Annotated in this window: 7 protein-coding genes and 1 pseudogene; 1 reads left to right on the top strand and 7 read right to left on the bottom strand. The window is 66.7% G+C overall.

Annotation, left to right across the window (positions count from 1 at the left end):
* Nucleotides 1-82: 82 nt before the first annotated feature.
* Both ACZ4SA_RS36160 and ACZ4SA_RS36155 read right to left on the bottom strand, forming a co-directional pair.
* Nucleotides 83-781 (bottom strand): helix-turn-helix domain-containing protein, encoded by a 699-nt coding sequence (locus ACZ4SA_RS36160; RefSeq protein WP_468282828.1) that lies wholly within the window; start codon nt 779-781, stop codon nt 83-85.
* Nucleotides 782-941: 160 nt separating this feature from the next.
* Complete coding sequence (locus ACZ4SA_RS36155; protein WP_468282831.1) at nt 942-1,841, bottom strand: oxidoreductase; 900 nt, start codon at nt 1,839-1,841, stop codon at nt 942-944.
* 77 nt (nt 1,842-1,918) lie between these two features.
* Here ACZ4SA_RS36155 and ACZ4SA_RS36150 point away from each other — a divergent pair, with 77 nt between their 5' ends.
* Nucleotides 1,919-2,920: an ArsR/SmtB family transcription factor gene (locus ACZ4SA_RS36150; RefSeq protein ID WP_468282825.1), complete on the top strand. Its 1,002-nt coding sequence runs from the start codon at nt 1,919-1,921 to the stop codon at nt 2,918-2,920.
* Nucleotides 2,921-3,066: 146 nt separating this feature from the next.
* On the opposite strand, the gene ACZ4SA_RS36145 is transcribed toward ACZ4SA_RS36150, so the two are convergent.
* From ACZ4SA_RS36145 to ACZ4SA_RS36125, 5 genes and pseudogenes are all read right to left on the bottom strand, one after another.
* Complete coding sequence (locus ACZ4SA_RS36145; protein WP_468282822.1) at nt 3,067-3,411, bottom strand: transposase; 345 nt, start codon at nt 3,409-3,411, stop codon at nt 3,067-3,069.
* 68 nt (nt 3,412-3,479) lie between these two features.
* A pseudogene (locus ACZ4SA_RS36140) lies at nt 3,480-4,222 on the bottom strand (IS3 family transposase); the annotation flags it as partial.
* A 237-nt stretch (nt 4,223-4,459) separates the two neighbouring features.
* Nucleotides 4,460-5,506, bottom strand: coding sequence for a DUF4190 domain-containing protein (locus ACZ4SA_RS36135; protein WP_468282819.1), 1,047 nt, complete (start codon nt 5,504-5,506; stop codon nt 4,460-4,462).
* Nucleotides 5,507-5,656: 150 nt separating this feature from the next.
* On the bottom strand, nt 5,657-5,968 hold the full coding sequence (locus tag ACZ4SA_RS36130; RefSeq protein WP_468282816.1) for a hypothetical protein: 312 nt from the start codon (nt 5,966-5,968) through the stop codon (nt 5,657-5,659).
* Nucleotides 5,969-6,037: 69 nt separating this feature from the next.
* Nucleotides 6,038-11,314: golvesin C-terminal-like domain-containing protein (locus tag ACZ4SA_RS36125; protein WP_468282813.1), on the bottom strand; the 5,277-nt coding region annotated here is incomplete at its 5' end.

Here is an 11,314-nt window from a genome sequence, read left to right as displayed (position 1 = left end):
CGGCTGGCTGCACACCTACAATCACCACCGCGGACACACCGCGCTGAAAGGCCAACCACCCGCCAGCCGCGTCCCCAACCTCTCAGGGCAATACAACTAGCCCTCCGCCGCGGCCGTAGGTGTGGTTGACGCGCATCGCGCGGGCTTGTCCGGGGGCGAGGGTGGGGTGGCAGCGGCAGCGGGCCTGGATGGAGGTCTTCTCGTCCGCGCTGATGACGTAATCGTCTTCGCCGAGCGGTTCGCCGTTGAAGGCACGGGCGTACAGGTCCAGCACGCGCTCGGCTTTGGGGCGGAAGGCGGGGTCGGTGATGAAGATCCAGGAGCGGTGCTGCCAGGGCTTGATCGCATCCTCGGCGAGCCAGCGGCGCACGGTGGAGGCCGACAGGGCGGGGGCGATCCCGCGGGCGACGGCTTCGCGGGCCACTTCCGGGCACGACCAGCGCGACAGCGGCGCGCCGGCCTCGGCGGGAAGCTGGCACGCCAGGGCCTTGACCTGCGTGGTCTGCAGCGGTGTGAAGACGGTGGGCCGTCCCGGGCGCTTGCGGTCGGTCAGGCCCGGTAGGCCCAGATCGGCGAACCGGCCCCGCCAGGTGCGCACGGTGTCCACATGGATTCCCGCCTCGACGGCGATCCGGGCGTTGGGCCTGCCCCTGGCTGCGGAGAGGACGATCCGTGCCCGGATCCGGGCTTGGTGCGGGGTCTTGTGACCGTAGGCCGCCTTCTTCAGCCGATGCCGCTCGGCGGCGGTCAGGACTATTGGGCGCGCTGTGGCAACAGGCAAGGCAGACGGGCCGATCAGCGGAGGTGGATGACGACGGCCAGAGCGGGCCTCAGCCGGTGCTCGCCCGGCTGGATGGGACACCATGCCAAGGAAGCCTGTCAGCCCTTCGATGCCCCGGGGCTCGACCCGACCCGCTCTGGGACAGGCTCATGCGTCTGCGCTATGCGGGAAGGGAGTCCAGGGCGGTGAGTTCGGTCTCGGACAGACGCAGGGCGCCGGCGGCCACGTTCTGGGTGAGGTGGTCGGGGTCGCCGGTGCCGGGGATGGCCAGGATGTGGGGACCGCGGTGCAGTGTCCACGCCAGCCGGATCTGCGCTGCGCTCACTCCGTGGGCGCGGGCGATGGCGTGAAGCGTGCTGCTGTCGTTGGCGGTCGCGCCGGCCGTGCGTCCGGTGCCGGCGATCGAGTAGAACGGCACGAACGCGACGCCCTTCTCGCCGCAGGTCCGCAGGAGCTCTTCCTGTTCGGGTGATGCCCCGATCCCGTGCATGTTCTGGACGCAAACCACTGGTGCGATGGCCTGGGCCTCGGCGAGGTGGTGGGGGCGGATGTTGGAGAGGCCCAGATGGCGGATGAGCCCGGCATCGCGCAGGTCGGCCAGCGCGCCGAATCGCTCGGCGATCGAATCGGTTCCCACGATGCGCAGGTTCACCACGTCCAGGTGGTCGCGGCCGAGCTGGCGCAGGTTCTCCTCCACCTGTCCCCGCAGTTGCCGGGGCGTGGCGTGGGGCAGCCAGCTGCCCGAGGGGTCCCGGCCTGGTCCGACCTTGGTGACGATGACGAGATCGTCGGGGTAGGGGGACAGCGCCCGGTTGATCAACTCATTGGCCGACCGGAGCGGCGAGAAGTAGAACGCGGCGGTGTCGATGTGGTTCACGCCGAGCTCGACCGCGCGGCGCAGCACCCGGATTGCCTGGTCCCGGTCGCGTGGAGTGGCGTCGGGCACCAGTGCCTCGCCGTGCTGCGTCAGTCGCATCGTGCCGAAGCCGATGCGGTTGACCACGAGGTCGCCGAGTGTCCAGGTGCCCGATGCCGCCGCGGTGATCGTGTCTGCGGTCATGTCCAAGGTCATGCCGAAATGATCTCCACCGGATAGAGTGGCCGCCATTGATTCAGGTATGTGTGAATCCTCGGGGGGTGGTCACCGTGGCGGAACTGGCGTTCTCGGCGAGCGATTTGGCGCAGGTGCGGTTCGCCGTCTCGCCTATGTGGCAGGTGGTGACCAGCTTTCGGTTGCTGTCCAACCACGCCTCCGCATCCCCTGTCCACCGTCCCTGGATCGAGCAGGTCCAGCTTCGGGCGGCGGCCGCCGGGCTGGATGGTGGCTGGCTCGCGGAGCTGATCCCGCCGACGGGTTTCTTTCCGTACTTCCTCAACCCCGCCCCCGCCGGGCCGGCCCCGACGCTCGCCACAGAGCTGGCCGCCGTCCAAGACACCCCCATCGACCGGGTCCGCCGCGACCTCGATCACCTGGAATACCACCAAGGACGCCTCAGCCCCCGGCTGCGGTCGCTGCACCACGACCCGCACGTCCGACTGGCCCGCCTGGCCCAGGAGATCCACACGTACTGGGAGCTGACCCTCGCCCCCTACTGGGCACGCATCCGCGCAGTGCTGGACACCGACGTCTTCCACCGGGCCCGCCAGGTCGCCGAACACGGCGCGGGTCACGTACTCAACGACCTGCACACCGCGGTGAAATGGGACGGCAGTACGCTGCACCTGAACCGCCGGACCAGGCCCCTGTCCCGCACCACAGCGGGCCCGGGGCTACTGCTGATCCCCTCGGCCTTCACCGGACCGAGTCTGCCCACCCGAGTCGCACCGCCCGAACCACCACAACTCACCTATCCAGCACGTGGCACCGGCTCGCTATGGGCCCCCGGGCCCACCACCGGCACCGACGCCCTCGCTGGCGTACTCGGCCGCTCACGGACCCGCCTGCTGACCGAACTCGACACCCCGGCCTCCACCACCCAGCTGGCACATCGCACCGGCCTGTCTCCGGCCGGGGTATCCCAATACCTGACCGCGTTGCGCAGCGCGGGCCTGGTCAGCGCCCACCGAGCCGGCCGCTCCGTCCTCTACGCCCGCACCGCCGCCGCCGAAACCCTCCTCAAAGCCGCCTCCACCACCTGAGCCTCGGTCAACCCCCGAAGGACTTCCGGAGCCGACCACTTAGACACCACAATGATCACGAAGCCCGTGCCTGCCCTGTTATGCGCCCCAACCGGTCACACCCCAACCAGTCGCACGACCCCGGAACTTGCAACCGCCCTGGTTGGTCACCAGGTCATCTCTTGTGCGAAAAACTTCGTCGCCCTGCGGAGAATGTCCCGCTCGGTGGCGAGCTTCTGCATCTCCTTGCGCGCCGCTGCCAGCTCCCGGCGCAGGGCCTCGTTCTCGGCCTGTAGTTCCTCGGCCGTCGGCGGCGAATCCACCTGCGTCGTCTCCGTGCTCGTCGTACTTTCCCGGCCGCGCCGGGCCCGCTCGGCCCGCACCCAGTTACGCAGCGTCTCCCGGCTGATCCCCAGATCCTTCCCGATGCCCTCGAAGGTATGGCTCGGGTCCGACAGGTACAGCGCGACAGCGTCCGCCTTGAACTCGGGCGAGTAGACCTTCATCACCATAAAAGATGCCTCCTACCCGGCCCCTGCCGCGGCCGGAGTCAGAGGTGTCCACCACTCGGGGACAGGTCCCATGTGATGTTGCCGCACCACTTCTCGTCCAGCCGTGCGGCGGTGAAGTCGCGTTGGACGAGGTCCGGGGCGGGCGGTGCGAGCCGGTCGGGGACCGTGGTGCGCTTGCGGCGCCGTAGATGGCGGCCTTCGAGCCGGTTGGCGCGCATCAGGCGCTCGACGCGCTTGCGGTTGACCGTGTGCCCGAAGCCGCGCAGCTCGGCATGGACGCGCCGGACCCCGTAGGTGCCCTTGTGCTCGGTGTGGATCTCACGGATCTCCGCAAACAGGGCGTCGTCGGCGGCCTGCCGCTCCTGGCGGGTCTTCGCGCCGGCGATCCACCGGTAGTAGCCCGAGCGCGAGACCCGAAGGACCCGGCATATCCGCTGGACGCCGAAGGTCTCGGCGTGGGCGGAGACGAAGTCCCAGCGGCGGGTCTTCACTTCATCTCCTTGGCGAAATACGCCGCTGCCCGGCGCAGGATCTCCCGCTCGAGCTCCCATTCCTTCTCCGCCTTGCGCAGCCTGCCATTCTCCGCGCGCAGCCGGGCCAGTTCCTCATCCCGGCTCTCCGCGCTCTGCTCACCATGGCTATGAGCACGGCCCGCGTGCTCGTCGGCCTGGCGCACCCAGCTCCGCAGCGTCTCGCCGGTCACCCCGACATCTGCCGCGACCGCCGCGTACGTGCGCTTCCCGCCCGCCGCGCGATAGAGCGCGACGGCGTCGTTCCTGAACTCCGCCGGATACGGAGACTTACGTCCCACCAGGACACCCTCCCTCGGATCGAAAGATCCATTGTCAGAGTGTCCACACCACCGGGGTCACCTCAACCTCAGTAGGCACCTACGCATCCGGATTTCCGGATGATCTCGCGTTCGAGCGCTGGCTGACCTGGCTGGAGCAGTTACAGGACGCCGACCGGCGCATGAAGGCCGGTGAGCACGTCAGCGGCCCGGCCGCGGGCGTCTACCGGTCCCGGATGACAGCGGGGACGGCGAAGCTCAGCTGGGGCGGGCCTGATCCTGGTACGTCAGACCAGGCTTGGGGGCGGACAGGGGAAGGTCCAGCAGAACACGAATCTGGCTGGCGTGCTTGTGCCCGTTGTGCCGGTCCACAGATCGCAGATGCCCGAGGAAGGCCTCCGCATCCGATGCCTCGGCCGCCTGCCGCCAGAACGGCAGTCCCGCTTCGAGCTCCGCCACGAACTGCTCGGCCGGCTGATCTGCCCCGGGCAGTTCGGCGTCCTTGAGCAACCGGATGGTCTCGGCCTGAGCCTCGGCCATCTCCTCGGCCCAGGCCGTAGCACCAGCGAGGTCCTGCTGGGGATTCTTCACCGGGCGGAGCACGGCTCCGAGGTTGAGCGGCTTCACCGCAGAGAGGAATTCCAGCTGGACGGGATCAAGATTGGACGCGTCCCGCCGCACTGAAACGTCGAGTGCGCCATCGCCAGGACTCGCGACCCAGCACACCACGGTGCGCTCCCCGGCATTCCAGCTCTGCTGATCCGGATGGAAGAAGTAGGTCTGCATGCGTCCGAAGGCCAGAGGGTCCAGCGAGTAGTCGAGGAACCGTCTGGCGCACTGCGGCCTGGCGATCGCCGCGATCTGGTCCCGGCCGGGGAATACGCTGTACCCGGAGAGCGCGAACGTGGCGTACGCCTCTCCTCTGTGCACCTCGTCGCACGGGACCAGCTCCACGTTCGCGTTACCCAGCGGGGGGGTGTCCCGTCCCGGCGCCCCGGTGCTCGGAGTGAAGCAGTCACCGACCTTGATCGTGTCGACCGTGCTCCAACCCCGCTTCGCGACCTCACCGCTGTCGCTCCTGGCCGGCGGCGTCCAGACCCTGAAGTCGACCACCGCGACAGCGAGACCTGTCACCAGGAGGATCGCGCCCGAAACAGAGATCCCGGCAATCGCAAGGCCCTTACCTCGCTGCGCCTTCCTGGAAATCTGCAGCAGCGCGATGATGCCGAATATCAGCCCCAGCGGCGCAAGGCAAAGTAGCGACACCACAAGCGAGGTGACCGCGAACGGATTGAGCGCTGACATGGGCACGGGGTGCCACTGCTGTTCGAGGTCGGGAGATGGGACGGGTGGCTGACGCGAATTCGACGACGGAGGGACTGACATAACACTCTCAACCTTTCCGGATTGTTTCAGAGCGGCGAACGGTCGATGGCCCTCGTGTCGACACGCGATTCAGCCATCACGCCGGTTGTTCCACAGCAGAAGCAGGGCGATAGTGGTCGCGCATGCGACAAACAAGAACAAGAACAAGAGCCCAGCAAGAGGCCCCTTCATGTGAAATTCACCCAGGATAAAAAAGACTCCGACAGTGATGCCGATCGGGAAGAACCCAGCCCCCATCATCCGAGCCCGCCTCGGTGCTTCACGCGAACTGGTGAAGCTCGTCCTGGTGACGAATTTCGATACGGCTTCCGTGGGGCCGAAAAGCAGGAATGCCCCGATCGCCGCCAGGAGCAGCGGCGGAAGTACAGCGATAACGATCATGATCTCTCCTCGGATGCGGTGCGGGGGACAGGTCGCTGCCTGTCCCCCGCACCGGTCATGCGTCGGCCACTACCATTCCCAGAGGATCTTGGTCCAGGAGGCATTGACGCTGGCATCAAGGCCTGTCACGCCGCCGACACCGTACGCCAAGGTGCTCACGACATCGCCCTGGGAGTTCCTCACATACCCGGTCAGCGGTCCTGCGGGATAGTTCATTTCAGGCGAATCGACCCCCACCGCCTCCGAGTAGGCGACGTGGACGCCGGGGCCAGGGCCGACGGCCAGCTCGCCGCCATAGGCCAGCCCCGCGATCTGACCAAAGCTGTCCGCGTTGCTGTACATGGCGTCGAAGGAGAAGGAGCCGCCGACCCCGCTCTCAGCGTCATAGCTCCCGGCGAGACCGATGTCATAGGTTCCGTTCGGGCTCTTCACCACCATGAAGCATGCAGAGCCTCCGGGGCCGAACCCGCCTGCGTAGGAGCCACTACCGCAGAGACCCACCGTATTGGTCCGCTCCGAACCCAGCAAGGCACTGGTCAGGTTGTTGTTGGCGGCCCAGTGAATGGCCCCGCCGGCAAGATTCTCCCATTCCGAGGGCTTGGGCTGCGGCGCCGGGGCCGGAGCCGGGTCGGTAGCCGCCTCGTCCGTGGACGTGGACGTTGCGTTGTCGGTACCCATCAGCCAGGAGTTGCCCCATTCACCCGAACCGGACGGCGTCTCGCTCCCGTAGTTCATCCGGGGGCAGGTGGAGCTGTTGTAGCCCATGCAGTCCGGCTCATGGCCGTCGATCTCTATGCGGTTGACCGGGTTGCCGCCCGTGAAGGCGTACCGGTTGGACGTCATGAGATCAGTGCCGAGCCGCATATCCTTCAGGGCGCCGTTGTACATGTCCCGGGTGGTGAAGCGGTTGAGCTCCGGGTTGTAGTCACGGAATCCCATGTCGTACGTGCCCGAGGAGACGTCCCAGCGCTTCGCGTTGAAGCGGTAGGGGTTGTATGCGTCCTTGGCCGGGTCGGCCGGGTCGGGCTTGTCGATGCCGGTGAACTCGCCGGCCTCGTCCTTGCCGTAGGCGGTGTAGCCGTAGGTGGCGCTGGTGTCGCCGGCCGTCGTGGTCACGGACTCGACGTCACCGCGGGTGTTGTAGCCGTAGACGCCCAGTTCGTCGACGCCCCCCGAGACCTTGATCTGGGAGAGCCGCTGGCCCCACGGCGAGTACTGGTAGGACGCGGTGACCGAGCCGGCGACCTCTTCGCTCAGCACCTCGCCCGACATGCCTAGGTAGTTGAACACGGTGGTCTTGCCCGCGGCCGTCTTGCTCACGGTCCGGTCGAGCGGGTCGAAGGCGTACTGAGTCACCGATTGCCCGCCGTCGCCGGTCAACTTGGAGGTCTTCACCACGTGGTCGAAACCGTCGTAGGTGTTGCGCTCGACGACCTTGCCGTCACCCGTGACCGTCTCGAGGCGGCCGAAGGGGTCATAATTGTAGCTGGCTATGACGCCGCTGACGGTGGCCGACAGCAGGCGGTTCCGGTCGTAGGCGAAGGTGGACGAGACACCCTTGACCGTCTGCGAGATGACATTGGCGTTGTCATCGTGGACATAGGTTTCGGTCGCCGAGACCGTGCCCGTCTTCGTCACCTGCGAGATCCGGCTCGCCGGGTCGTAGATGTAGGCGGCGGTCACGTCGACGTACGTCGACGTGGCGTCGGCGTTCATCTTCTTGCCGATGTCCTGCGCCTTGTTGCCGTTGGCGTCGTAGGTCAGCGTGTGTTCGGAGACCAGTGTGCCGCTGGCCTTCTTCTCCTTCTGGGTCTTGATCGCCCCGTCGAGGTAGTAGGTGAAGTCGACGGTGCTGGCGTTGGCCTTGGACTCCTTCAGCTTCTGGCCGCGATCGGTGTACGTGTACGACGTCACCTTCGGCGAGGCGTCCGTCGGCGTCTTGCCGACCGAGACCGTCTTCACCAGCTCGCGCAGGTCGTAGGTGTACTTGGAGAACTGGTCGGGGTGGGTGACCGTCTCCGGTTGGCCGTTGGCGTCGTAGGTGTACGAGGTGGCCTTCTGCTCCTGGCCGCTCGCCGACTCGGCCACTTTCTGGACCTGGTTGAGGCCCGTGTACGTGACCGCGTACGCGTCGACCGTCGCGCCCAACGACGTGTCGTCGATCGACGTCATGTTGCCGTTGACGTCGTACGCGTAGTCGAAGGTGTGCTTCTCGGCGTCCGTGTCACCGGAGTTGTCGCGCACGAGCTTCACACCGTCGGCCACGACCTTGCCCTCACTGTTCTGGAACAGCTGGAGCTTGGCCGCATTGCCCTGGGTGAAGGCGAACGAGCCGAGCGCGACCCATGTGCCGGCCCCCGCGGCCTGGCTGATGGTCTTGTCCGTCGTTCCGGTTGAGTGCGTGACCGTGTACTTCGCCGTCGTCGCGGCGCCCGTCACCTGCGGGTACTTCACGTACGCGGTGTACGTGCCGTCCTCGGGGATGTTGAGCGTCCACGTGAAGGCGTCGGTGCCGGCGCCAGCGGCATGGACCTGGTGGTCGTAGCCCTGCTGGCCGGTGATGTCTCCCTTCGTCCAGGTGCCAGTGGCGGAGGTGTGCTGGGTGTCGGAGTTGTCGACCAGGACGACCGACTTGCCGACCGGCACGCCGTCGTCCGAGCGCGACTTGAGCTTGCCGTCGGGGTAGTACGACCACGTCATGGTGCGGTTCGAGGAACCACCGGCCGACGTGAGCGTACGGGCGGTCTGCTTGCCCAGCTCGTTGTAGTCGTACGTGGTGGCGATGTCCCACGGGTCCGTGGAGGACTTCACCCAGCCGTTGTCGAAGTAGGAGTAGGCGGTGTCGTTACGGACGCTCTGGCCCTCTGACGGCGGCAGCGAGGTCTTGGACACCCGGCCCACCGCGTCGTAGAACGTCTGGGTGTAGACATTCGGGTCGTTGTAGCGGGCGTCGTTCGGGTCGTACGGCTGGAACTGCTTCACGGGACGGTTCAGCGCGTCGTACTCCGTACGGGATGCAAAGTCCTCCGTGTTCGCCGTCTCCACACCACGCGGAGTGATGACTCGCGTCGTGTTGCCGACCTGGTCGTACTCGTACTTCGTCGACCGGTACGTGATGGTCGTGGTGCCGTCGTGCGGAACCTTGACCTCGGTCTGCTTACCGCGCTCGTCGTAGGTGACGGTCGTGGTGTTGTTCTCCGCGTCCGTCGTCGAGACGACCAGTGAGTCCTTGTCGTAGGCCCGCTTCGTGGTCTTGCCGGCGGCGTCGGTGACCGAGGTGACCCGGTGGTTCAGGTCGTAGGCGGTCTTGGTGGTGAAGTCGGTGGTGTCCGCGGTCGCGTTCTTCTTCGGGTCGATGACCGTGATCAGGTTGCCGACGTTGTCGTACGCATAACTCACCTTGTCTCCAGCAGCGTTGACGACCGAGGTGAGCTGGTAGATCGCGTCGTAGTGGTGGGTGGTGAGGTAGTCGTCCGGGTCCGCAGAGGTCAGCGTGCCCTTGGGTTCCGTCGCCGTCTTCAGGTGACCGGTCTTGTCGTACGTGTAGGCCGTCCTGCGCTCGTCCGACGTGCCCGTGTCCTTCGGGGCGGTGGCCGAGGTGATCTGGTCCGCCGCGTCGTAGACCGCCGTGGACACGGCTCCGTTGGGCGCGGTCGACGTGGTGACGTTGTCGTTGGCGTCGTAGACCGGAGCCGGGGTGGTGATCAGCTCGCCTGCCACCTGGTCCTTCGGGACCGTCAAGACCAGCGGTCGCGCGTACGTGTCGTAGGTCTGCGTGGTCTTCTTGCCCAGGGCGTCGGTGACCTCGCGGACCTGTCCGCGCGCGTCGTAGACGAACGACGTCACCTTGCCCAGCGCGTCGGTGATCTTCGCCGGGTAGCCGGTGGGACCGAACTCGCTGTTGGTCGTCGGGTTGCCGTTGGCGTCGGTCGCCTCGGTCAGCTGGCCGTAGGAGTCGTACTCGTACGTGGTGGTGTAGTCGCCCGCCGTCGTGGTGGCGACGCCCTTGGGGTCGGTGACCGTCTTCAGGTTGCCGAAGGTGTCGTAGCCGAACTGCCACGTGCGGCCCTCGGGCGAGGTCTTGGTGGACAGGTCGGCGGCGTACCCGTCGGCGCGGGTCTGGTACTCGTACTTCTGCGCGTTGGCCGGATAGGTGCCGGGCGCGCAGTCGGACGCGGCCGGGACGCCCGCCTTGTTGTTCTCGGCGTCGCGCTGCCAGAGCGGGTAGCCGGTCTTCTGGTCGTAGCAGTACGCGGTCTTGGCGCCGTTGGCCTCCTCCAGATACGTGACGTTGTTGTCCGCGTCCCAGGTCATCTTGCTGGTCTGGGACTTGGCGTTGGTGGTCTGGACCGGGCGGCCGAAGTCGTCCGTCACGTAGTCGGTGGCGTGGTTCTCGGCGTCGGTGACCTTGGTGTCGGTGAACTTGGTGTTCCCGGCGTTCACGGCGTAGGTGAAGCCCGTGGCGCCCTGCAGACGGTCGGTGATCGTCTGTGTCCACCAGTGATACTTCGGGTCGTCACCCTCCTTCGGGTAGTAGTACGCCAGCGACGTACCGTTCCCGCGCGGGTCGGTGGCCTTGACCAGCTTGACGTTCTTGTTCCCCTGCGTGGCGTCGTAGGTGAACTTGAAGTCCTTCGGCTGGCTGGAGCCCACACCGTCGGTGAACTGGCCCAGCAGGCCCTTCTCCGTGTAGTAGAAGGCGATCTTGCGACCGGAGATGTCCGTCATGGACTTCACGTGGTCGTAGATCTTGGAGTTGGTCAGGTTCGAGCCCGTGACCTTGGCGCCCGTGTCGTCGATGTACTCGTAGGTGTCGTCACCCTTCTTGTAGTGGTCGACGGTGAGGGACTGCCGGCCGGCCGGGTCCGTGATGTACTTCAGGAACTTGGTCGGCTTGTTGTTGGACTTGCGCTCCTCGTACGTGAACGTCTGCGTGTTGCCGTTCTTGTCGACCGTGGACGTCATGTAGCCGTCGCAGCCGAAGAGGAAACGCGTTCCGTCCGGGCGGGTGAGCGTCCAGGCGTCCGGGACCGGGTCGGCGGACGGCTTGCAGTCCAGGCCCGGCTTCATCGTGACCTGGTAGTGGACGCCCGCCGGGGCCTTCCACACGCTGTTCGTGCTGTCCCAGCGGAAGACGTGCGTGGTGCCGTCGCCGTCCGGGAGGCGGATCTCCGTCGGGTTCGGGTTCGGGTGGAAGTCCAGCGGCGCGCCGAGTCGGATCGGGCCGGCCGCCTGGAACGACCAGCCGTGACCGGCGACCGTGTCCGAGGTATCCTGCGAGTTGTAGGCGAACCGGGCGAAAGTGCTCAGGCCACGGCCCGGGTTCGTGAACGCGTTGTACGACCA

Source organism: Streptomyces sp. NPDC027962 (genome assembly GCF_055566095.1).
The sequence above is the reverse complement of the archived record's forward strand: the minus strand, read 5'-3'. Positions and strand labels throughout refer to the sequence as shown.